Genomic DNA, 21,061 nt, shown 5'->3' on the forward strand with positions numbered 1-21,061 from the left:
CTCATGGCGACCCTGACGTTCCGCGGCATGCGCCTGCGCGACCGGCTCTCCGAGTTCAACGTCATCGAGGTCTATCCGCGCGGGTCGATGCTCCGCCTCGGGTTCGCGTACCACGGCAAGAAGAAGGGCGCCGACGAGGTCAAGCGCACGCGCGCCTTCCTCGCGGGCCTCATGGAGGGCGTGCCCCCGGAGCTGCGCGACGACAATGACGCCGACGCGCTCGCGGCCGCGTACACGGCGCGCCTCCACGCGGCGGGTCAGACGGAAGCCTTCGGCGAGGCCGACGAGGGGCTCATCCACCTCCCCCGCCCCAAGCGCGCGCCTTGAGGCGAGGCACCTTTTTCCGCCCGCGCGTCCTCCCGCGTCCGATGAAGGCCCTGACCTTCCACGCCCACGGCGGACCCGAGGTCCTGCGCGTCGAGGATGTCCCCACGCCCGAGCCCGGACCCGGCGAAGTCCGCATCGACGTGAAGGCCGTCGCGCTCAACCACCTCGACATCTTCGTCCGCAAGGGCTGGCCCGGCCTCAAGCTCGACATGCCGCACTGGGGCGGCTGCGACGTGGCGGGCGTCGTCGACAAGGTCGGCTCGGGCGTCGCCGCGTGGAGGCCCGGCGAGCGGGTCGTGATGTACCCGAGCCTCTCGTGCGGCCGCTGCCGCGCCTGCCGCGAAGGCCAGGTCCAGCGCTGCGCGCAGCACCGCCTCATCGGCGAGCACGTCCGCGGCGGGGCGGCGGAGAAGCTCGTCCTGCCCGCCGAGAACCTCTGCAAGGTGCCGGACGGATTCCCGCTCGACGAGGCTGCCGCCGCGTCGCTCGTCTTCCTCACGGCGTGGCGCATGCTCGTGACGCGCGCCCGCGTGCGCGCCGGCGAGACGGTGCTCGTCGTCGGTTCGGGCGGCGGCGTGAACTCCGCCGCGATCCAGATCGCGAAGCTCGCGGGAGCGCGTGTGCTCGCCGTCGCGGGCGGACCGGAGAAGGTCGCCGCCGCGAAGGCCCTCGGCGCCGACGAGGTCGCCGACTACAAGGAGGTCGACTTCTCCCGATGGGCCTTCGAGCGCACGGGGAAGGAGGGCGCGGACGTCGTCGTCGACAACGTGGGCGCCGCGACGTGGACGAAGAGCCTCAAGGCCGTCGCGCGCGGAGGCCGCATCGTGACCGTGGGCGGCACGACCGGCTACGAGCCGCCAGCGGGCATCAACTACGTCTTCTGGAAGGAGATCGAGATCCTCGGCTCGACGATGGGCACGCGCCGCGAGTTCGAGACGGTCATGGACCTCGTCTACCGCGGCCGGCTGAAATCCGTCCTCTCCCACCGTTTCCCGCTCGATCAGGCCGTCGAGGCGACGCGCGTGCTCGAAGCGGGCGAGGCGTTCGGGAAGGTCGTCATCGAGCCGTGATCACGGCCGGACGACCGCCACGTAGTTGTCCGGCAGGTCGCGCGCGCGAGAGACACTCACCGCGTCGAGCGCGTCCACCCGGAAGCCCGCCGCGCGCAGGTCCGCGCGCAGCTCGGGACGGGTGTAGAAGTGGTAGTAGCGCTCGACGCCTCCCCAGGGCACCGTCGTGTCGACGCTCCCGAACCCCGCGTCGCGCATGACGCGGCCGAGCCACGAGTCCTGCGGACGCGCCCACACCGTCACGAGGGCGGAGGCCGACGGCTTGAGCACGCGCCGGAGGTTCGCGAGCGCGTCCAGCCGCGCCGCGCGCCCCGGGACGACGTGCAGCGCCGCGACGAAGAGGGCGAGATCGAACGACGCCGAGCGGAACGGCAGGTGGCGCGCGTGCCCGAGCACGACGTCCAGGCCGCGCGCTCTCGCGGCCTTCGCGAGCGGCCGCGAGAAGTCGAGGCCCACGACGCCGTCCGCGCCCCCGCTCTGGCGGCCGTTTCCGCACGCGAGGTCGAGGACGCGGGCCCCCGGGGCGGCCCGTTCGGCGAGGAAGCGGGCGACCGGCGCCCAGGCGTCGTGGCGCGCGTGGTCGAACGACGCGCCGACGGATTCCCACTGCGCGCGCGTATCCACGCCCCGCGAGCCGCCTCGGGCGTAAAAAGCCCGCCGCGAGGGCTTCCGGGGCAACGAGCGTGGTTCAAGTAGGGGTTCGGCTCTCTCGAAGGCCATGGACGTGAAGATCCTCGGCGCGCCCATGGACCTCGGCGCGAGCCGCCGCGGCACCGACATGGGCCCGTCCGCGCTCCGCGTCGCGCGCCTCGGGCCGCGGCTCGAGAAGCTCGGCCACACGGTGGAGGATCTCGGCAACGTCTACAGCCCCACCGTCGAGACGAAGACCGCGAAGAACACGTCGCTCCTCTACCTTGACGAGATCATCGCCGTCTGCGAGACGCTCGGCCGCCGCGTCGAGAAGGTCGTGCAGGGCGGGTCCATTCCGCTCGTCCTCGGCGGCGACCACTCGATCGCGATGGGCACGATGGCGGGCATTGCGCGCGCGACCGGCGGAGACCGCACCGGAATCCTCTGGATCGACGCGCACACCGACTTCAACACGAAGGAGACGAGCGAGACCGGGAACATCCACGGCATGCCGCTGAGCGCGATCTGCGGCATCGGCGACGACCGCCTCACGGGCATCGGCAAGATCAATCCCAAGGCCCGGCCCGAGAACGTCGTCCTCGTCGGCATCCGCGACGTGGACAAGGAGGAGGCCAACCTTGTCCGCAAGGCCGGCGTCACGGTCTTCACCATGCGCGAGATCGACGAGCGCGGCCTCCGCAACGTCATGGAGGACGCCCTCGACGCAGCGACGAGCCGCGCCGAGCGGCTGCACGTGAGCTTCGACGTCGACTCCGTCGACCCGCGCTACGCCCCCGGCGTCGGCACGCCCGTCCCGGGCGGCCTCACCTACCGCGAGGCGCACCTGGTCATGGAGATGATCAGCGAGAACCCGAAGTTCCGCAGCATGGACATCGTCGAGGTGAACCCGCTCCTCGACGTGCAGAACCAGACCGCGGAGCTCGCCGTCGGACTCGCCGCGAGCGCCTTCGGCAAGCGCATCCTCTGACCCCGGGCGCCCGGGGGAGGCGACGCAGATCGAAGGGCTGATATAGGAACGACCGCCACGAGCGGAGCGGGATGCACGCATGGCGATCGCAACACTGCAGTCTGCCGTTCTCAAGAGCGAACTAGCCGCCACGTTCCAGGCCACCGTTCCGGGCGCCGCCGGCGCCCTCGTCCTGAGCGGCGGCATGCCCGTGAGCGCCCGACTCCCCCACGGGACCGACGCCGACGTCCTCGCCCGCATGGCGATGGGCCTTCGCGCGCGCGCCGTCGCCGAAGCCAAGGCCGTCGGCGCCGGCGAGCCCGCAAGCGTCTTCGTCGACGCGCCGCAGGGCCGGATCCTCGCGGTGTTCCTTTAGCGGCGTTCGACCGGGCCCGTCGCACGGACGACCCGTGCGATGCGCCCCTTGGGGACTCCACGGCCCGTCCGCCCGTGGCCCCGCTTGCGCGCTGCGCTCGCGGCGGGCGGCCGCGCCGAAGGGTTGACAAGGGTCTCCCGAGGTCGCGGGAATTCATGGGACAGGTGGACTGTCACCTGCTTTCGCGGCGCCGAAGCAGGTGACAGTCCACGTGGCCCGTCATCTGTCCTGTCGCGTTCAAGCCAAGAGGCCCGCAGAAAAAGAAGAGGTCGGGCGCCCGGCTTGGCCCCTCCGACTGCGTCACGACGACGACACCGATCGCGTTGCACGCCCGCGGGCGCAGGGGGCGTGTTCGGGCGGACGGCGTCTCGATCATGCGGTCCACCTACGGGGGGAAGCGGAACGAAACTGGAACGCCTTCCCCACTCCCCGCCGTGACAGGCCATCTCCCCCGTGCCTCGACGTTCCATCGGCCCTTCGGCGCGCGGACTCAGAAGAGTCCGATGAGGGCGAACACGACGAACGGCAGGAGCACCGTGGCGAGGCCTCCGTACAGGTTGATCTGGCGGGTGTAGTCGCGGTCCTTCCAGTAGTCCTCGTCGATCGCGATGAGCGTTGTCACGACGAGGCTCCCCGCGAGGAACGCGTACACGCTGAACATGATCTTGTCGAGGAGCATCAGCCGGCCGCCGCTCGGGAGGTTCACGATCTGGCTGATGTGGTAGAGGACGGCGCTGATGAGCATGCTCGTCCCGAGGCCGAGGCGGTTCGCGACCTTGGAGGGATGGAAGAAGAACGAGAGCCCGGACACGATCATGAACGCGATGGGCGGGAGGAACGTTTTCACGGTGGTGCTCACGGGCTCGCGCGCGACCTCCATGGTGAACACGAGGCGACTGTAGGTCTCGTCGAACCGGTAGGTCTTCCGGGTTTCCTCCATCCCCCAGCTTTCGATCCGCCAGCCCGCGACGCGCACGTTCTCGTCGAGGCCGCTCGCGTCCCGGTCGGGAACATACCGCAGCTCGCCGACCGTGTACACGGGATCCTCGAAGGTGATGGCGAGACGCTGCCGGTCGTAGGGGTAGTCCGCGAACAGGGGGTCCGTGTAGAGGTTCGCCTGCACGCGGAACCACAGCTCGCGCATCCCGGTGGTTTCGTTCGTCTGGTCGAAGATGCGCTCCTTGGCGCTTGCGCGGCCGTTCATGAACTCGAAGCGCTCGGGCGTGAAGCCCTGGGGCGCGGACGAGGCGTTCCAGACGAACCAGACGTAGAAATCCATCACGTAGGTGCCCTTGTTCGCATCGTAGTTCCCGAAGTTGATGAGGAGGACGTGGGTCTCCACCTCGACGGGGTCGGCCTGCGCGGTGGCCGCGGGAAGAGCGATCAGGATGAGGGCGAGCGCGGGGAACGCCAGGCGCATGCGCCCGGAAAATCCCCGCGCTCAAAAGGGTTTGCCCAGGTCAGCGCTCGACGATCAGGTACCCGTACACGGTGTCGCGGTGGAAGCGGCACCAGAACGGGAGGACGGCGCGCCCTTCGTTCGAGCCCGACCGGTCCTGCAGGCAGTCGCGCTCGCCGTCGCGGAAGCTCGAGCGCGCCTGCTGCCCGTCGAACGTCACGGTGAAGGAGTAGGATTCGTCGAAGTGCAGCGGGCGGCCCGTGTCGTAGAGGGCGCTGAAGCACTGGCCCCAGTCGATCGACGAGTCCGGATAATGCCGGACGGTGTCCATGTTCCGGAACGTGAACGTCGAGCCCGACTTCACGACGAAGCACCGGGTCGACTCCGCCGTCTGCCTCGCCCCGGGCGAGTAGAGGAACGTCGATTCCAGCCGGCAACCCTTCAACGACACGCTCACATGCGGGGGCTCGGGCGCCGACGCCGCCACCGGCCCCAGGGCCAGCGGCAGAGCCAACGCTACGAGCGCGACGATGACTCCACGGTCCAAGCAACACACCCCCTCCCTCGCGGGAGGATCGCTGGAACGTTCGGAGGGCGGGGGTTAACGGTTCTTCACTCACCGCGCTCAGGGACAGCGACCGACCCGGCTCCGCCGCGCTTCGGGTCGGTCCCGGGACCGGGCGGGTCAGGGTCCGTGGCGGATGTCGAACGGGGCCGGGTGGCCCTCGGCGTCGTGGATGCGCCACACGCGCGCGTCCGGCTCGCGGGGGCGGAAGCTGCTCGAGAAGTAGAGGTCGACGCGCGCGGTGTCGTGCGCGTGGTCCATCGTGCGCGCGCCGCCGTCGAGCGGGTTGAACGGGTGGCTGTTGCCTTCCGCGTCGTCGTCGCCGTCCGGGCAGTACCATTCTGTCGCCATCGCGCCCGTCCAGTTCCGCTCGCCGCCGTAGCGCGCGGTCGCGAGCGTGCGCGCGTCCGATTCGCAGCCGTTGGTGTCGTTCGACGCCGCGCCATGGGCCTTCGCGCCCCGGTTCAGGGCGACGAAGTCGTCCATGTAGAAGACGAGCTCGGCATTGTAGCGGCGATAGTTGTGGTACCGTTCCTGCGCGCCGAGCAGGAACGTTTCGTTGTGGGCGTAGGCGTCGTACTCGCAGCCCACGCCCGCCGTCTCGCCGTTGAGGGCGGGATTGCCATCGTAGCAGTACGACGCGCCGCCGTTTTGCGTCGGGTCCGTCGGCTCGAAGAAGGTCGATCCGAAGGTCGGGTAGTCGATGTAGGGGTTGCAGTTGAACACGCCTTCGTCGGGAATGAACACCGGCGAGCCGAGGATGTTCACGACCCACACGAAGAAGCGCATCGCATACGGCTCGCCCGCCGCGCCGTCGACCGTTCGCGCAACCGGGTCCGCCGCGTCGAGCGCGCCGGGCGACGCGGAGACGTCGGGGTGGAAGTAGCGGGTCTGCACGTACTTGTCGACGACGAACGTGTTGTCATTCGGGTCCGTGACGAGGTAGCTCTCGACATACTCGTCGCGCGTCGACGTGTCGTCGCGGTCCGGGTCGAAGTTGACGAACGTCTCGTCGATCTCACGCTGGGTGCCGTTCAGCCGCTCCGCGAGGCCGGGGTCGCTCGCGCGGCCCTCGAGCGTGAAGGGCCGGATCGGATCGGGGTTTCCGGATTCGACGGCGAGAACGGCGCCGCCGCAGGGGTACCGGACGCACGAATACGTCGTGCCGCCCTGGCGGAACGCGCAATCGCCGATGCGCGAAGGAGCGAGCCTCCTGAGCGACGTCGAATTGTAGAGCGGGTCCTGCGTGTTCATCTCGTCGGGGGCGACGAGATACTGGTCGTTGAACCAGAGCTTGCCCTGCGAGCCGATGACCTCGCGCACGAGCACGGTGACGCCCGTGATGTTGCGGTTCACGACGGCCTGCACGACCGCGTAGGCGTTGTGGCCCTCCACGACCTGCTCGGTGTGGGGGCCGAGGTCCGCCATCGCGGCAAACGCGGCGCCCGGGAGCGCCGCGAGCGCGACGAGGACGAGAACGAGGATGATGCGTCGAGCGCGCAGCGTCTCCGCCTCCCGCAGCGCGAACCGTCGCCGGGGTCATCACGGACCCGTTGTAACCGGGGGGTGCGACATCAGGGGCGTCCGGAGCGGAGCCGCTCCTCCCAGGCGCGGTGGGCGGCAAGGCGGTCCGCATCCGCGGGGGAGACTGGCTCCTCCACGACAACGCGAGGCGGCTCGGCGCGGGGCGGGGCGCGCGGCTCGCGGACGCCGGGCCGCTCGCGCGGAGGCGGGCGTTCGCGGCTCGGCGCGCGCTCTCGGGAGGGTCTCTCCGCCCGGGGGCCGCGCGCGGCCTCGCGGCGCAACGCGATCGCCTCGGCGGGCTTGTAGTCGCGGATGACGCGGGACGGCGTCGAGGAGGTGAAGACCTCGGGCTCGAAATAGGGAAGCCCGATCGGCTCGCGCTCGCGGCGCCGGCGCTGGAAGAGGGCGAGGTCGAGCGTCACCGCGATGATGCCGGTGAGGAACACCATGTCGAAGACCGCGGCGCCGCCGATCGAGGCGACGGCGCCGGTCTCCGGCGGCGCCTGAGCGAGGAACTCGGGGAATCGGAAGACGTCCGCTCCGATGAGAGCGCCCACCGTGCCGCTCACGTAGGCGAGCGGCGCGGAATAGTCCACCTCGCGCCAGTAGGCGACGAGCGCGATGGCGGCCGCGACGATTCCGGGGACGAGCCAAAGGGGGAAGGGGCTCACGATGCCCTCGGGCGCCACGCTCGTCGTGAGATAGGTGGCGCCGGAGACGAACACCACCCCGATGAGCGCCTCGGTGAGCATCTCGGGCTTGCGCCTGAGGAGAACGCCCGACACGACGAGCGGGACGATGGCGCCGCCCACGTTCACGGCGATGAGCCACCCGTTCGAGAACCAGATCGGGATGTTCAGGAAGCCGCCGAAGAGCGTCCCGAGGACGATGGCGGTCGCTTCCTGCCGCGTGAAGCCCACGGCCTGGAACGCGCGATGGATCGCGCCGTAGATGAGATACAGCACGAGCAGCGAAAGCGCGACGGCCGCGAAGGCGAGGACCGCGTCTTCGAATCCGTTCGCCACGCGGCGAGCGAAGGGCGGGGCACGGTTTAAACGTCTCCGCCTGCGCCCGCGGCGTTCGGATCGCGCGAAACGCTTAAAGACGACCCGTGAGTATGGAGCGCGGCCAGACCCCAGGGGTTCCCATGTCCCTCGAGAAGGAGTACCAGCTGGAGTTCTTCAAGAAGAACGGATTCCAGCGCAAGATCTGCCCCACGTGCAATTATCCCTTCTGGACGCAGGACTCCACGCGCGCGATGTGTGGCGACCCGCCGTGCGTCGAATACTCGTTCATCGGCGCGCCCCTCACGAAGCGGGAATACTCGCTCCGCGAGATGCGCGAGAAGTTCCTCACCTTCCTCGAGGAGCGCGGTCACTCGCGCGTCAAGCGCTATCCCGTCGTCGCGCGCTGGCGGGACGACATTTACCTCACGATCGCGTCCATCGCGGACTTCCAGCCGCACGTGACGAGCGGCCTCGTCCCGCCGCCCGCGAACCCGCTCTGCATCTCTCAGCCGTGCATCCGCCTGAACGACCTCGACTCGGTCGGGAAGTCGGGTCGTCATCTCACGACGTTCGAGATGATGGCGCACCACGTGTTCAACACGCCGCAGAAGACCTATTACTTCAAGGACCGCACGGTCGAGCTCTGCCACGAGTTCCTCACGAAGGCGCTCGGCATCGACGGCAAGATCGTGACCTACAAGGAGAATCCGTGGAGCGGCGGCGGCAACGCCGGCCCCGCGGTCGAGGTCCTCGTCGCCGGTCTCGAGGTGGCGACCCTCGTCTTCATGAAGTGGGTCCGCGACGACCAGGGCCCCATCGACGTGAAGGGCGAGAAGTACCGCGAAATGGAGCTGCAGATCGTCGACACCGGTTACGGTCTCGAGCGTCTCGTCTGGGCCTCGAACGGGCGCGCGACCATCTACGATGCGCTCTTCCCTGAGGTCGTGAAGTTCATCACGTCCGCGGCCGGGCTCGAGGAGAAGCTCCGCGACCCGCGCCTGAAGGACATCCTCTCCGAGACCGCGCGCCTCGCGGCCCTCATGAGCGTGGATACCGGCACGAAGGTGCTCGAACTGCGCCGGCGCGTCCACGAGCGCCTCGTGCAGAAGGGCATGAAGATTGAATTCGAGGAGCTGCTTGCGATCCTCGAGCCGCTCGAGCGCGTGTACGCCATCGCGGACCACTCCCGTTGCATCGCGTTCATGCTCGGGGACGGCATCGTTCCGTCGAACGTCAAGGCCGGCTACCTCACGCGGCTCGTGATCCGCCGCGCCCTCCGCTTCGCCGACGAGCTGAACCTCACGGTCAGCCTCGAGGACGTCGTCGACAAGCAGCTCGAGCTCATGGCCGGGGACTTCCCGTCCGTAAAGGCGAACCGCGACGGCATCATGACCATCCTCGGCCTCGAGGTGGACCGCTACCGCGAAACGCTCGAGAAGGGCCGCCGCCTCGTCGAGCGCGAGATCAAGGGTCAGAAGACGCTCACCGCCGAGCGTCTCATCGACCTCTACGATTCTCACGGCATGGCTCCCGACATCGTGCGCGCCATCGCCGCGGACGCGGGCGTCGCCGTCGACGTGCCGGACGACTTCTACTCTCGCGTCGCGAACAAGCACTCGACCGGCAAGGCCGGCGAGGAGGCGTACGACTCCGCCGCGCAGGCCGCGGGCAAGATCCGCGACCTCCCGCCGACGCGGCTCCTCTACTACGAGGCCGCCCCGACGAAGGACTTCGAGGCCGTCGTCCTCCACGCGAAGGACGGCGAAGTGGTCCTCGACCAGACGGCGTTCTACCCCGAGGGCGGCGGCCAGCCCGCCGACGGCGGCGTCATCATCAGCAACGATCAGAGCCTCAAGGTCGTGGACGTCCAGAAGTACGCCGTCGCGAGCGGCTACGTCGTCGTCCACAAGATCGAAGGTGGCAAGGTCAAGACCGGCGAGGTCGTGCACGGCCGCGTCGACTGGGGCAAGCGCATGGCGCACACCCGCCACCACACCGCGACGCACATCATCCTCGGCGCGACGCGGCGCGTGCTCGGGAGCCACGTGTGGCAGGGCGGCGCGCAGAAGGGCTACGAGCGCAGCCGCGTCGACGTCGCGCACTTCCGCCGCATCACGGACGAGGAGCTGCGGGAGATCGAGCAGCTCGCCAACATGGTCGTGCTGGAGAACCTCCCGGTCGAGAAGATCTGGATCCCGCGCGACGAGGCCGAGCGCAAGTACGGCATGCAGCTCTACCAGGGCGGCATCCCCGAGGGCCGCGACGTCCGCGTCGTGCGCGTCGTCGACTTCGACGTGGAGTGCTGCGGCGGCACGCACGTCTCGACCACCAACCAGGTGGGCCCCATCAAGATCCTCAAGGCCGAGCGCATCCAGGACGGGCTCGAGCGCATCGAGTTCTCCGCGGGCCTCGCGGCCGTGCGTCAGGTCCAGAAGAAGGAGGAGCTCCTGCGGGAAGCGGCCGAGAAGCTCTCCGTCACCCCCGAGGAGCTCCCGAAGACCGTCGAGCGGTTCTTCAACGAGTGGAAGGAGCTGCGCAAGCAGGTCGAGGAGCTGCAGGTGTACGCCGCGCAGGCGCGCAAGGCGAAGCTCCTCGCTGCGGCCGAGACCGTGAAGGGCGTGAAGCTCGTCCTCGACAGGAGCGACCTCCCCATGGAGCAGCTCCTGAAGCTCGCGGGCGAGATCACGCGCGAAAGCGGCGTCGTTGCGATCCTGGGCTCGTCGAAGGACGGCGCGAAGATCGTGGTCGCGCGCTCCCCGGACGTCGCGGCCGTGAAGGCCGGCGACGCGGTTCGCGAGGCCTCGAAGGTCGTGGGCGGCGGGGGCGGCGGGAAACCGGACGTCGCCCAGGGCGGAGGCCCCGACGCCACGAAGCTCGACGACGCGCTCAAGGCCGCGCGCGACGTGGTCACGAAGGCCCTCGGCGCGTAGGCTTCATGGCCGCCGCCGTCGATCCCGGGCCGCGCGGGCGCGACGAGCGCAAGCCGTGCGAGTTCTGCATGACGCCCCTCGTGGATCCGATCGAAGAGCCGTACAATCTCGCGTTCATCGCGCACCTCCGCGCGACGCCGCGCTGCATGGAGCTCTTCTCCTACGGCATGACGAACCTGCGCAACGAGATGCGCGCCCGCGTCGGCAAGAAGCCGACCACCGACGGGCTGTGACCGCATGGCGAAGACGGTCCTTGTGACGGGCGCCGGTCGAGGCATCGGTCTCGCGGCGGCGGAGGCGTTCGAGCGAGCGGGATGGAACGTCGTCGCCACCGCGCGCGACCAGGCGGCGCTCGATCGCCTCGCGGCGCGCGGCTGGACGGCGATACCGCTGGACATCGAGCAGGCGTCCGCCACGGCGGAGGCGGCCCGACGCGCGCTCGAAGCGGGTCCGCCTTCGGTGCTCGTGAACAACGCGGGCTACGCCGAGCTCGGTCCGGTGGAGACCGTCGATCGGTCCCGCTGGCGTCGCCAGTTCGAGACCAACGTCTTCGGCCCTTTCGATCTCGCGCGACGTCTCCTCCCCGCGATGCGCGCGATGGGCGGCGGCCGCGTCATCCAGATGTCGAGCGCGCTCGGTCGGCAGAGCGCGCCATGGGCGGGCGTCTATGCCGCGAGCAAGTTCGCGCTCGAGGCCGCCACGGACGCCTTCCGCGTCGAGGTTCGCCCGTGGAACGTCGGCGTGACGCTCGTCGAACCCGGATTCGTGCGGGGCGATTTCGTCGACGCCGCCGTCGCCGGCATGGACGCGAGCCTCGAGCCCGGGAATCCCTACGACAGGTCCAGGCGCAACCTCGATCCCTGGCTCGCGCGCGTCCATCGCTTCGCGGTGACGCCTGAGCGCGTCGCCGCGGTCATCCTCCGCGAGGCCACGCGTCCGCGCCCTCGCGCGCGCGCCGTCGTCGGATTCGCTGCGCGCGCGTCGCTCGTCGCGCGCGCCCTCGCGCCGGGATCACTCGTCGATCTCGTGATGCACCGGGTCCTTTCGCGCTGAGTACGCGCCGCGCTTCGCGAGGTCGCCCCGTCGCGCGAGGATCTCCGGCGTGCGGCATACCCCCGGAAGACCCGCGACCTGCGGAACGGTACAATTGTTGCAGGACTCGCAGAGCGCCGCGGCCCCCGGCTCGTTGAGGAGCCTCGCGGCCGCGTGCGGCTCCGCGTAGAAGGGACGCGCCATCCCGACCATGTCGGCTCTGCCATCCCGAAGGAGCCGATCCATCTCGGCGCGGGTGCGGATGCCGCCCTCCGCTAGCACGACGAGGCCATCCACCTCGCGTTTGACCGCCGAGAAGAACGCCTCGTTCCACACGGGCTCGAAGGGGATGAGGCGCGCGGCAAGGCGGTTCGCGAGCCGCACGACGCGCGCCTTGCGGGGGGAACCGAACGCCCGCGCATACCCTTCCGCGAACCGGGGGTCGTCCCACGCGCGCTTCGGAAATCGGCCGCGGGCGACGGACTGGTCGCGCGTCACCCCGACCGTGACGGGCGCGACGGCGTCCACGCCCGCCTCGCGGCATGCGCGCGCGATGGCGACGCCGTCCCGGAGGGTGAGCGCGCCTCGGACGAACCAGGGCGCGACCGTTTCTGCGGGGATCTTCGCGGTCACGGGAAAATCGGGACGCGTCGCCCGGCGGATCTCCCTGACGACGAGCCGAAGGAACGCGGAACGGTCCTCGACGGTTTTTCCGCCGAACTCGTCCGATCGCTCATTGAAGACCGGGCTCCACAATTCCTGGAAGATGCTCCCGTTCGCGCCCGCGAGGTGGATGCCGTCGTAGCCCGCGTCGCGCGCGTGGCGCGCGGCCTCGCCGAAGGCGCGCGCGAGGGCGTGCAGCTCCTCGGTCGTGAAGACGCGCAGGTTGTCGATGCGCAGGAACCGGGCGCGAAGCATCGCGCGGAACCACCACGGCGGGCGGCTCACGGCATGGGTCGCAAGACCGGGATGGGCGGCGCGGTATGCCGCGTGCCACGCCTCCATCGACTGGAGGGCCCCGTGGCCGAGCTGCACGAAGAGGCGCGCCCCGTGCTGCTTCACGGCCGCGACGGCGGGCGCGAGGCCGAGCACGAAGGCGCGATCGTGGAAACGGCTCAAGCCCGGCGCCGTGCGGCCGCCTTCGGCCGTGACGAGCGACGCCCCCTGGAAGACGAGGCCCGCGCCGGATTCCGCGGCGGGCGCGAGCTCGCGTTCGAGGATGCGCGCGGCGTCGGGCTTGTTCGCGGCGACCTCGAGGAGCGGGGCGCGGTAGAGCCGGTTGCGGACCGTCGTCGAACCGATCGCGACGGGATCCTCGAGGCGCGCCATCGCGGTCGCGAGCGATCCCTCCGGGGTTGAATCTTCCTCATCGCGGCGGCGGGGCCGGGAGCATCGCGCCGCACGCGAGGCAGAAGGTGGATCCCGGGGAGACGGGACGGCGGCATTCGGGGCAGGGCACGCCGGCGGTTCCGGGGCCTCCTTCGCCGGGTCGCGACGGCAGCGTGATGGAAACGGACGTGCCGCGGGGCTCGTGGTGGTAGACGATGAGGGCGAGGGGGAGAAGCGTGCCGATGACCGCGATCACGAGGCCCGCGTGGAGCGCGCCCGTCGGGAGCGAGCCCACGATCTCGCCGCGCACGGCGTCGTCCGGAACGGCTTCAGCGACGCGCCAGAGATCGGCCTTAACGACCCAACCCGAGGCGTTGCCGAGGGGCGTAAGATCCGCCGTCACGTTCATCGTCCCCGTCGCCTCCCCGGAGGGGGCGTAGGCCGGCACTTCGAGCGTGACATTGGTGGCGTTCGCGGCGAGGACGCTCTCCCCCGCCCGCACCGTCCACCCGTCGCCGGCGCGTTCGGCGCGGGCGAGGAGGCGGCCCACGTGACGGGCGCTCTCGAGTCCGAGGAGGCCGCCGGGGGCGTCGCCGTCCCCCCACACGACGACCGTGCCGCGGCCGCCGTGGAACGAGGGGGACGAGGGGTCGAGCGCGGGCGCGGCCTTCGCAAGCGGCATCACGAGGACGCTCTCCCCCGGCCGCAGGGAGGCGGGTTCCGTGGGGCGGTACATCGAACCCGCGGCCTCGTCCGTAAGCGCCGCGGAGGATGCCCAGACGACCCCGACGTAGGAAACCCCGAGGAGGCCCGTGAAGAACCAGGCCCAGAGGGCGAAGCGGAGGCCGCGGCGCATGCGCCCCCATCGGGAGGGGGGGATTTCAATCAAACGGACCGGTCACAGTGGCAGCCTCCGGGCGTCGCGTTCGGAGAAGGAGCCTCTAAGCATGTCGGGGTCGTGAACGATTGAGGGATCGACGCGGCATGCGTCCACCGGAGGTCAAGAAAGTGAACGAAAGGACCGCTGTGAAGCTCCTCATCGTCGAGGACAATCCCGCCGACGCCAAGCTGCTCCGCCTCGCCTTCGGGGACCCCCGCTGGACGGTGGACATCGCGGAAACGGGCGCGAACGCCCTCCGCCTCGTCGACCGGAAGTATGACGCCGTGCTCGTCGACTATCATCTGCCCGACATGAGCGGCCTCGAGGTCCTCGACCGGTTCCGGGCGAAGGACCCCGCCCCGGCCTTCGTGTTCGTGACCGGCCAGGGCTCGGAGGAGGTCGCCATGCTCGCGCTGTCCCGCGGAGCCTTGGACTACGTCACGAAGGGTCTCGATTACCACGAGCGCATCGTGGCCGTCGTCGAGGAGGCGATGGACAAGCGCACAGACGCCTTGTCGGTCGGCGAGGACGTGCCGAGCCCCGACGCGCTCAAGAGCGCGCTCGCGCACGTCCGCCTCACGTCGCCCGTGCGCGGCTACCTCGTGATGAGCGCCGGCGGCCGCGCGCTCGGGGGCCAGCTCCCGGGCGAGGTCGACCCGGCGGCGCTCGCGACGAGCCTCGCCGGGATGCGCTCGAGCTTTCGCGCGCTCGCGGCCCAGCTCAAGGCCGAGGCGCGGTACGTCCACCTTCGGCTCGACAACCTGGGCCTCGTCCTGGAGCCCATCGGTCAGGTGGGGCTCCTTGCGACCGTCATCGAGCCGCCGGATGCCGTCCTGTCGGCGCGCGCCCGCACCCGTGACATCATCGCCGAGCTGACGCTCGCCTGGGAGAAGAGCGGCTGAGCGCGCGACAGGGACCCCGGATCAGAGACGCGCCCACGCGTCGTTTCCGGCCTCGTCCGGATAAGCGCCCGCCACCAGGACGTCCGCGGCGCGGGCCCGGTCGAACGCGGCCAGGGGCTCCGCCACGACGTCGAGGGGGATCGACCCGAACCTGACGACGCCGTCGCGACGCCAGGGCGTGAAGTCGAGCTCGGGCGCGGCGCCCTCGTACACCACGATGACGGGCCACGGCGCCGCCATCGCGGGCGACGCGATCCGAGCGCGGGGGACGACCACCGCGACGATGCGGCTCGTTTCGTCCGAGAAGTGGATCGCGAGCGCGTCCGCGAACGCGCGGATCGGGGCCGGAAGCGCGGGATCGCCGGCCATCGTCACTCCTTCGGGTCCCGCTCGAGGATGAACTTGAAATCCTCGATGAAGAAGATCGGCTTGTCGGCCACGTAGGCGAGCTCCCGGCTCATCGAGCTGCGGGAGGAGATGACGTAGATCCGCTTCCCGCGCGAGCGGAGCAGATCCACCGCGCGCTCGAAGTCGGAGTCGCCCGACATGAGGAACGCGACGTCGTAGAGCGCCGCCGTGTTCACCATGTCGAGCACGATCTCCGTGTCGAGGTTGCCCTTGAACACGCGCTCGCCGGTCTCCTCGTCCGTGATGAGCTTGACGGGCTTGCGGCGCACGATGTAGCCCGCGTGCGAGAGGAAATCGAGGAAGCGCTGCTGGAGAGGGTCGGACGCGGTGAAGTCCGCGACGTAATAGAAGGCCGCGTAGAGGTTGCCGCTTGCGAGGAAGTACTCGAGGGCCTTCCTGTAGTCGACGAAATAGCCCGCGGACCGGCACGCGCCGTCCATGTTGGCGCCGTCCACGAAGACGGCGACGCGCTCGCCATTCCGGACGACGTTCTCGGGCTCGACGAGCATGCCCTGCAGCGTGAAGGGAGCGTTGCGCTCCTGCTTCGCCGACGCCACGGGCGCGGGCTTCGGGGGGGCGGCGACGGCGGCCGACGAGGCCTTCGAGGCGGGCGCCGGCTTCGCGGGCGCCGGCGCAGGGGCGGGCGCCATGAGCGGGAGCTTTTCGACGGGGTGCGCGATCGCGAACGTCTCGCGGTGCCAAAGGGTCACGCGCCAGCGCTCGCCGTTCTTCACGCGGTCGAGGTTGTCGAGGTCGACGAGCACGACCTTCCCGCCGGGAAGGCGCGACACCTTGCGGCCGTCGGACTGCTCGTGGAAGATCAGCACCGCCTCGCCGAGGTCGTCGTCCATCGGAACGCCAACGTGCGGGGCAGACTAAAGGATATTTGCTCGCCGTCAGGCGGCCGCGGCTTCCGACTTCGCCTTGATCTTCTTCAGGCGGAAGATGTTCTCGCGCTCCATCTCCTCGAGGCGCAGGCGGATGAAGTCGCGAGCCTGGGAAAGCTCGGGGATGACCTTGAACTCGAGCGCGTTCACGCGGCGCTTCGTCTTCTCGATCTCGTCGAGCATCTTCTTCATCGAGGTCTCGACTTCCGCGGCCTGGATGATCGTCTCGACGAGCTCCTCGTAGGAGCGCGCGGCCTGGTCGATGCGGGGCGACGTGCCGATGATGCCGTAGCCGCGCTCGACGAGCGACTGGCGCACGCCCGAGGACTCGATCTTCGGGACGACGACGCCCATGACGTTCTTGCGCGCGAGGTCGATCGTGGGCGACTTGCCGAGGGCGAGCGCCGCGCTCTTCACGGGGACGAGGCCCTCGACGGCCTCGGCGACGTGGATCGCCTCCTCCGCGCGCTCGTGCCGGCCGCCCATCTCCTGGCGGACCTTCTTCGCCTGCTCGAGGAGCTTGAAGAACTCCATGATGAGGCCGTCGCGCTTCATCTTGAGAAGCTTGTAGCCCTTCTTGGAGAGGTTGATGCGCTTCTTGAGCTCGATGAGCTGGGAGCGCGTGGGCTTGACGTCCTTGAGCGCCATGGCACGACCGCGGCTTGGAGCCGGGAGGGGCTACATAAGGGTTTGCGGGGAATGGGGGGTTTTAACGGTTCTCCCGGGGTCTCGGCAAATCACGGTGCACGTGGCCTGTGCCCTTCAAGACCCCCGCCCCGCCGCGACCGCCCGCCACGCGGCCTCCGCGTGCCCGGCCGGATCGAGCGCGCTTTCGTGGACGTGGCGCACGACGCCTTCGGGATCGATGACGAACGTCACGCGCTGGGCGACGTTGAGGAGCGGGATGCGGCTCATCGCGCCGTAGCGCTCGATGACCTCGCGCGAGGGGTCGGCGAGGAGCTTGTACGGCAGGCGCTCGGCCTCCGCGAACGCCTTGTGGCTCGCGACGTCGTCCGCGCTCACGCCGTACACGACGACGTCCACCCATTCGAATCGCTGCATCACGTCGCGGAAGGCGCACACCTGGCGTTGGCATCCGGGGGTCTGGTCGCGGGGATAGAAGAAGAGCAGGACCCACCTTCCGCGGTGGTCCGAGAGGGTCCGCGGAACGCCGTCCTGGTCGGGGAGCGTGAAGTCGGGGGCCTTTTCGCCGACGGCGGGCTTCGCGGCCATGGGGGGTGGAAGGCGGGTCCTCCACGAGAGTCTTGCGGCCCGTTCCCCCGACGGCATCACGTTGAAATACGGCCCCGCGTCTGCCCACGCGAGGCGAGTCCCCTGTTCGATCCGGCGAAGTTCGTCGAGGAGCAGATCGCGGAGATCCGGAAGGCCATCCCGGCCCCCGGCAAGGCCATCATCGCGTGCTCCGGCGGCGTCGATTCCACCACCGCGGCCGTCCTGGTCGGCCGCGCGATCGGCGACCGGCTCACGTCGGTCTTCGTCGACACGGGCTACATGCGCAAGGACGAGCCCGAAATCATCCGCAACACCCTCAAGGGCCTGGACATCAACCTCGACTTCGTGGACGCGAAGGCCGAGTTCTACGCGGCCATGAAGGGCATCACGGACCCCGAGACGAAGCGCAAGACGATCGGCGAGAAGTTCATCCGCGTCTTCGAGCGCGAGTCGAAGAAGACGGGCGCGCAGTACCTCGTGCAGGGCACGATCGCGCCCGACTGGATTGAGTCCGGCGGCGGCGTGCGGGACACGATCAAGAGCCACCACAACGTGGGCGGCCTCCCGAAGGACATGCACCTCAAGGTCGTCGAGCCGCTGCGCGACCTCTACAAGGACGAGGTCCGCAAGCTCGCCCGCCACCTCGAGATCCCGGTCTCCGAGCGCCAGCCGTTCCCCGGCCCGGGCCTCGCGATCCGCGTCCTCGGCGAGGCGACGCCCGAGCGCACGGCCATCGTGCGCGAGGCCTGCGCGATCGTCGAGGAGGAGATCGACCGCGCCGCGAAAGAGGGGAAGATGGAACGCCCGTGGCAGTACTTCGCCGCGCTCCTGCCCGTCCGCAGCGTCGGCGTGCACGGCGACATCCGCCACTACGGCGAAACGATCGTGGTGCGCGCCGTCGAGTCGCTCGACGCGATGACCGCGCAGTCGCTTCGCATCCCGTACGACGTCCTCGAGTCCATCTCCATCCGCATCACGAACGAGCTGGGGCAGCACGTGACGCGCGTCGTGTACGACCTCAGCCACAAGCCGCCGGGCACCATCGAGTGGGAGTAGGCCCATGGCGCGGCGCGTGCTCGTCGTGGGCGCGGGCGCCCTCGGCGCGAGCGCCGCCCTCGCCCTCGCCGAAGCCGGGGCGGACGTCACGGTCCTGGAGCGCGGCCCCGCGCCCGGCCTCGCGGGCGCAAGCGCGCGCGGCGCGGGCGTCGCGAGCGTCCTCGCCTGGAACGCGCTCGACATCCGGCTCGTGCGGCGCACCCTCCAGCGCTTCCGCGCGCTCTCCGCGACGGCGGCCGACCGCGGCCACCCCTTCCGTCTCCACGTGACCGGCTCCGCGACGCTCGTCGACGCCGCCCGGGCGTCGCGCCTCGAGGAGCTCGCGGTCCTCCAGAAGCGCGAAGGCGCGGAGGTGCGTCTTCTCGATCCCGCCGACGCGGGAACGCTCCCGGGTCTCGGCGCGCTCGATCTTGCGGGCGTGGCCTTGGTCGCCTTCGCGCCGGGCGACGCCTGGGCGAGCCCGCCCGCGTACGCCGATCTCGCGCTCGCCCTCGCGCGCGAGCGCGGCGCCACGTTCACGCCGAACGCGGACGTGAAGGGCCTCGCGCTCGACGGGAGCCGCGTCGCGGGCGTCCGTCTCGGCGACGGCCGCCTGGTCGAGGCCGACCTGACGCTCGTCGCAGGCGGCGCGTGGACGGCGGGCCTCCTCGCTTCGGCGGGCGCGCCGCTCCCGCTCGCGCCGTACCGCACGCAGGCCGTCGTCGTGGACGGCGTCCGGAACCCGACCGCCATCGTGCACGACACGGTGCAGGGCTGCTACTTCCGCCCCGACGCCCCGGGCCGCGCGCTCGTGGGCGACGGCACCACGACCACGCCCGAGCATCCCGATCTCTACAAGTCCGAGGCGGACGACGGATTCGTCTCCCGGTCGATCGAGCGCCTCGTCCGCCGCGTGCCCTCCGCCCGCGGCGCCTTCGCGCTCTCCTCCCGGGCGGGCCTCGACACGGCGACTCCGGACCGGCACCCGCTCGTCGGCCCGGATCCGCGGTTCGAAGGCCTGCACCTTCTTGTGGGCGGGAACGGCTTCGGGTTCATGCGCTCCGCGGCGCTCGGCGAGGCCTCCGCGGCGACGATGCTCGGCCGCCGCGCCCCCGTCCCCGTCGGCGCGTTCGCCGCGGCGCGCTTCGAGGGCCTCTGGAAGGAGCCGTTCGAGATCCGGGAGGGTTTTTCGCTGTGACGCCCGTCTGGAAGCGCCAGCTTCCGAACGCGCTTTCGTACGCGCGGTTCGCGCTCACGGCCGCGACGTTCGCCGTCGTGCTCGCGGGCGACAAGGCGCTCTACGTCGTCCTCGTCCTCCTCGCGGTCGTGACCGACCTCCTCGACGGCCCCCTCGCGAGGCGATGGGGCGTCGAGGACGCGCGCGGCGCCAACCTGGACAGCCTCTCGGACTACGCGTTCTACCTCTCGCTCCTCGTCTGGACATTCCTCTGGGCGCCCGAGTACATCCTCGCGCGCTGGCCGCTCGCGGCCGTCTTTGCCGTCGCCTACACGTCGATCAACCTCGCCTCGATGATCGCGCGCGGGCTCATCGGATACCACAACCGCTACACGCGTCTCGCGGCGACTTACGGGGTCGTGCTCGCCCTCTGGATCGCGGTCGTCGGCCCCGACGACATCGCGCTTGCCGGGCTCGTCGCCATCCTCGTCCTCGACCTCGCCCAGCGGACGTGGCGACTCCTCGCGCACGTGCGCGCGAGGCGGATCGCCGGCGCGGGGCGCCAGGCATGATCTCGATCGCGTCGCGCGTCGAGCGCATCGGCGACGTGGAGCGTCTCGTCGTCGCGCGGGCCGTCGCCGGGCGGGCCCTCTATTGGACGTCCGCGTATCTCGTCGACGGCGCGCTCATCGACTCGTGTCATCGCCACGCGCGCGCCGAGGTCCTCCGGTGGCTCGATGGGCGCGCCCCGGAGGTCGCGCTCGCGACGCACCACCACGAGGACCACGCGGGCAACTTCGCGGCGCTCGCCTGCGACGTCATCGCCCCCCGGGGGGACGTGGCGCGCCTCGCCTCCGGCGAGCGCGTGCCGCTCTACCGGGCCATCACGTGGGGCCACCGGGAGCCCGCGCGGGCCCGCGGCGGCGACGACGCGCGCGCCGGCGCGTCGCGCTTCCGCGCCGTCGCCACCCCCGGGCACACGCCCGACCACGTCGCCTGGTTCGACCCCGACCGCGGCCACGCCTACGTCGGCGACGCGGTGCTCGGGAAGCGCAAGATGCTCATGCGCGAGGAGGACGTGTGGGGTGTCGTGCGTTCCCTGGAAGCCCTGAGGGCGCTCGACCCGGACGCGATCCTGCCCGCGCACGGACCCGTGATCGACCGTCCCAGGGCCACGCTCGAAGGTCATCTTGCGCACTTCGATCGGCTCGCGCGGGAATGCCGCCGCCTCGCGGACCGCGGCCTCGGAATCGCGCGCATCCGCGCCCGCGTCCTCGGCCCGGAGGGCGGCCTTGCATGGTTCTCCGGGGGAGAGATCAGCAAGACGAACCTCGTGAGGGGCCTTCTCACCCCCAGGACCTGAGGACCTGGTCCCTTCCCCCG

23 protein-coding genes are annotated in these 21,061 nt (G+C 70.4%); 12 read left to right on the forward strand and 11 right to left on the reverse strand.

Annotation, left to right across the window (positions count from 1 at the left end):
* A partial coding sequence (locus VM889_13895; GenBank protein ID HVL49643.1) for a DUF429 domain-containing protein occupies positions 1 to 327 on the forward strand: 327 nt, incomplete at its 5' end.
* Positions 328 to 368: 41 nt separating this feature from the next.
* On the forward strand, positions 369 to 1,397 hold the full coding sequence (locus VM889_13900; protein ID HVL49644.1) for a zinc-binding dehydrogenase: 1,029 nt from the start codon (positions 369 to 371) through the stop codon (positions 1,395 to 1,397).
* On the opposite strand, the gene VM889_13905 is transcribed toward VM889_13900, so the two are convergent.
* Positions 1,398 to 2,021, reverse strand: a complete 624-nt coding sequence (locus VM889_13905; GenBank protein ID HVL49645.1) for a methyltransferase domain-containing protein — start codon at positions 2,019 to 2,021, stop codon at positions 1,398 to 1,400.
* A 94-nt stretch (positions 2,022 to 2,115) separates the two neighbouring features.
* On the opposite strand from VM889_13905, the gene rocF reads away from it, so the two are divergent.
* Positions 2,116 to 3,015: an arginase gene (rocF, locus tag VM889_13910; protein ID HVL49646.1), complete on the forward strand. Its 900-nt coding sequence runs from the start codon at positions 2,116 to 2,118 to the stop codon at positions 3,013 to 3,015.
* A gap of 79 nt (positions 3,016 to 3,094) precedes the next feature.
* Complete coding sequence (locus tag VM889_13915; protein ID HVL49647.1) at positions 3,095 to 3,370, forward strand: roadblock/LC7 domain-containing protein; 276 nt, start codon at positions 3,095 to 3,097, stop codon at positions 3,368 to 3,370.
* Positions 3,371 to 3,860: 490 nt separating this feature from the next.
* Here VM889_13915 and VM889_13920 read toward each other — a convergent pair whose 3' ends face one another.
* From VM889_13920 to VM889_13935, 4 genes are all read right to left on the reverse strand, one after another.
* A complete protein-coding gene (locus tag VM889_13920) occupies positions 3,861 to 4,790 on the reverse strand; it encodes a hypothetical protein (GenBank protein ID HVL49648.1) in 930 nt (309 codons plus the stop codon).
* A gap of 40 nt (positions 4,791 to 4,830) precedes the next feature.
* Complete coding sequence (locus VM889_13925) at positions 4,831 to 5,226, reverse strand: hypothetical protein (protein ID HVL49649.1); 396 nt, start codon at positions 5,224 to 5,226, stop codon at positions 4,831 to 4,833.
* Positions 5,227 to 5,454: 228 nt separating this feature from the next.
* The gene (locus VM889_13930) at positions 5,455 to 6,762 is read right to left on the reverse strand and encodes a hypothetical protein (GenBank protein HVL49650.1); all 1,308 of its coding nucleotides are present in this window, start codon (positions 6,760 to 6,762) and stop codon (positions 5,455 to 5,457) included.
* A 146-nt stretch (positions 6,763 to 6,908) separates the two neighbouring features.
* Positions 6,909 to 7,883 (reverse strand): DUF1614 domain-containing protein, encoded by a 975-nt coding sequence (locus tag VM889_13935; protein ID HVL49651.1) that lies wholly within the window; start codon positions 7,881 to 7,883, stop codon positions 6,909 to 6,911.
* Positions 7,884 to 7,975: 92 nt separating this feature from the next.
* On the opposite strand from VM889_13935, the gene alaS reads away from it, so the two are divergent.
* From alaS to VM889_13950, 3 genes are read left to right on the forward strand one after another with little or no spacing between them, the layout of a single operon-like run.
* Positions 7,976 to 10,795, forward strand: coding sequence for an alanine--tRNA ligase (gene alaS / locus VM889_13940; protein HVL49652.1), 2,820 nt, complete (start codon positions 7,976 to 7,978; stop codon positions 10,793 to 10,795).
* A gap of 5 nt (positions 10,796 to 10,800) precedes the next feature.
* The gene (locus VM889_13945; protein ID HVL49653.1) at positions 10,801 to 11,028 is read left to right on the forward strand and encodes a hypothetical protein; all 228 of its coding nucleotides are present in this window, start codon (positions 10,801 to 10,803) and stop codon (positions 11,026 to 11,028) included.
* A gap of 4 nt (positions 11,029 to 11,032) precedes the next feature.
* On the forward strand, positions 11,033 to 11,848 hold the full coding sequence (locus VM889_13950) for an SDR family oxidoreductase (protein HVL49654.1): 816 nt from the start codon (positions 11,033 to 11,035) through the stop codon (positions 11,846 to 11,848).
* On the opposite strand, the gene VM889_13955 is transcribed toward VM889_13950, so the two are convergent.
* Together VM889_13955 and VM889_13960 are read right to left on the reverse strand one after the other, a co-directional pair.
* On the reverse strand, positions 11,807 to 13,156 hold the full coding sequence (locus VM889_13955) for an NADH:flavin oxidoreductase (GenBank protein ID HVL49655.1): 1,350 nt from the start codon (positions 13,154 to 13,156) through the stop codon (positions 11,807 to 11,809). The genes VM889_13950 and VM889_13955 overlap by 42 nt on opposite strands.
* A 37-nt stretch (positions 13,157 to 13,193) precedes the next feature.
* Complete coding sequence (locus tag VM889_13960) at positions 13,194 to 14,012, reverse strand: zinc ribbon domain-containing protein (protein HVL49656.1); 819 nt, start codon at positions 14,010 to 14,012, stop codon at positions 13,194 to 13,196.
* Between the two features lie 152 nt (positions 14,013 to 14,164).
* Between VM889_13960 and VM889_13965 the strand changes: the two genes are divergently transcribed.
* Positions 14,165 to 14,938, forward strand: coding sequence for a response regulator (locus VM889_13965; protein HVL49657.1), 774 nt, complete (start codon positions 14,165 to 14,167; stop codon positions 14,936 to 14,938).
* Between the two features lie 21 nt (positions 14,939 to 14,959).
* On the opposite strand, the gene VM889_13970 is transcribed toward VM889_13965, so the two are convergent.
* From VM889_13970 to VM889_13985, 4 genes are all read right to left on the reverse strand, one after another.
* Positions 14,960 to 15,307: a hypothetical protein gene (locus VM889_13970; protein HVL49658.1), complete on the reverse strand. Its 348-nt coding sequence runs from the start codon at positions 15,305 to 15,307 to the stop codon at positions 14,960 to 14,962.
* Between the two features lie 2 nt (positions 15,308 to 15,309).
* Complete coding sequence (locus VM889_13975; protein ID HVL49659.1) at positions 15,310 to 16,197, reverse strand: NYN domain-containing protein; 888 nt, start codon at positions 16,195 to 16,197, stop codon at positions 15,310 to 15,312.
* 45 nt (positions 16,198 to 16,242) lie between these two features.
* Positions 16,243 to 16,881 (reverse strand): V-type ATP synthase subunit D, encoded by a 639-nt coding sequence (locus VM889_13980; GenBank protein HVL49660.1) that lies wholly within the window; start codon positions 16,879 to 16,881, stop codon positions 16,243 to 16,245.
* A 114-nt stretch (positions 16,882 to 16,995) separates the two neighbouring features.
* Positions 16,996 to 17,466 (reverse strand): peroxiredoxin, encoded by a 471-nt coding sequence (locus tag VM889_13985; GenBank protein HVL49661.1) that lies wholly within the window; start codon positions 17,464 to 17,466, stop codon positions 16,996 to 16,998.
* A gap of 102 nt (positions 17,467 to 17,568) precedes the next feature.
* Between VM889_13985 and guaA the strand changes: the two genes are divergently transcribed.
* Genes guaA through VM889_14005 form a run of 4 tightly spaced genes read left to right on the forward strand, consistent with a single transcriptional unit; the run spans position 17,569 to position 21,041 of the window.
* Positions 17,569 to 18,522: a glutamine-hydrolyzing GMP synthase gene (gene guaA, locus VM889_13990; protein ID HVL49662.1), complete on the forward strand. Its 954-nt coding sequence runs from the start codon at positions 17,569 to 17,571 to the stop codon at positions 18,520 to 18,522.
* 4 nt (positions 18,523 to 18,526) lie between these two features.
* On the forward strand, positions 18,527 to 19,699 hold the full coding sequence (locus tag VM889_13995; GenBank protein ID HVL49663.1) for an FAD-binding oxidoreductase: 1,173 nt from the start codon (positions 18,527 to 18,529) through the stop codon (positions 19,697 to 19,699).
* Positions 19,696 to 20,250 carry a CDP-alcohol phosphatidyltransferase family protein gene (locus tag VM889_14000; GenBank protein ID HVL49664.1) on the forward strand — a complete coding sequence of 185 codons (555 nt, stop codon included), beginning with the start codon at positions 19,696 to 19,698 and terminating at the stop codon, positions 20,248 to 20,250. Before VM889_13995 ends, VM889_14000 begins: the two co-directional genes overlap by 4 nt.
* On the forward strand, positions 20,247 to 21,041 hold the full coding sequence (locus VM889_14005; protein ID HVL49665.1) for an MBL fold metallo-hydrolase: 795 nt from the start codon (positions 20,247 to 20,249) through the stop codon (positions 21,039 to 21,041). Before VM889_14000 ends, VM889_14005 begins: the two co-directional genes overlap by 4 nt.
* Positions 21,042 to 21,061: the final 20 nt, after the last annotated feature.

The organism is Candidatus Thermoplasmatota archaeon (assembly GCA_035540375.1).
Lineage (GTDB): Archaea > Thermoplasmatota > SW-10-69-26 > JACQPN01 > JAJPHT01 > DATLGO01.

Excerpts from the sequence above, each read along its gene's own strand:
- VM889_13920 (HVL49648.1), bottom strand. The coding sequence starts at position 4,790 with ATGCGCCTGGCGTTCCCCGCGCTCGCCCTCATCCTGATCGCTCTTCCC.
- VM889_13995 (HVL49663.1), top strand. The coding sequence starts at position 18,527 with ATGGCGCGGCGCGTGCTCGTCGTGGGCGCGGGCGCCCTCGGCGCGAGC.
- VM889_13960 (HVL49656.1), bottom strand. The coding sequence starts at position 14,012 with ATGCGCCGCGGCCTCCGCTTCGCCCTCTGGGCCTGGTTCTTCACGGGC.
- VM889_13930 (HVL49650.1), bottom strand. The coding sequence starts at position 6,762 with ATGGCGGACCTCGGCCCCCACACCGAGCAGGTCGTGGAGGGCCACAAC.
- VM889_13915 (HVL49647.1), top strand. The coding sequence starts at position 3,095 with ATGGCGATCGCAACACTGCAGTCTGCCGTTCTCAAGAGCGAACTAGCC.
- VM889_13985 (HVL49661.1), bottom strand. The coding sequence starts at position 17,466 with ATGGCCGCGAAGCCCGCCGTCGGCGAAAAGGCCCCCGACTTCACGCTC.
- VM889_13950 (HVL49654.1), top strand. The coding sequence starts at position 11,033 with ATGGCGAAGACGGTCCTTGTGACGGGCGCCGGTCGAGGCATCGGTCTC.
- VM889_13945 (HVL49653.1), top strand. The coding sequence starts at position 10,801 with ATGGCCGCCGCCGTCGATCCCGGGCCGCGCGGGCGCGACGAGCGCAAG.
- VM889_13975 (HVL49659.1), bottom strand. The coding sequence starts at position 16,197 with ATGGACGACGACCTCGGCGAGGCGGTGCTGATCTTCCACGAGCAGTCC.
- VM889_13980 (HVL49660.1), bottom strand. The coding sequence starts at position 16,881 with ATGGCGCTCAAGGACGTCAAGCCCACGCGCTCCCAGCTCATCGAGCTC.
- VM889_13970 (HVL49658.1), bottom strand. The coding sequence starts at position 15,307 with ATGGCCGGCGATCCCGCGCTTCCGGCCCCGATCCGCGCGTTCGCGGAC.
- VM889_14005 (HVL49665.1), top strand. The coding sequence starts at position 20,247 with ATGATCTCGATCGCGTCGCGCGTCGAGCGCATCGGCGACGTGGAGCGT.
- rocF (HVL49646.1), top strand. The coding sequence starts at position 2,116 with ATGGACGTGAAGATCCTCGGCGCGCCCATGGACCTCGGCGCGAGCCGC.
- VM889_13955 (HVL49655.1), bottom strand. The coding sequence starts at position 13,156 with ATGGCGCGCCTCGAGGATCCCGTCGCGATCGGTTCGACGACGGTCCGC.
- alaS (HVL49652.1), top strand. The coding sequence starts at position 7,976 with ATGGAGCGCGGCCAGACCCCAGGGGTTCCCATGTCCCTCGAGAAGGAG.
- VM889_13900 (HVL49644.1), top strand. The coding sequence starts at position 369 with ATGAAGGCCCTGACCTTCCACGCCCACGGCGGACCCGAGGTCCTGCGC.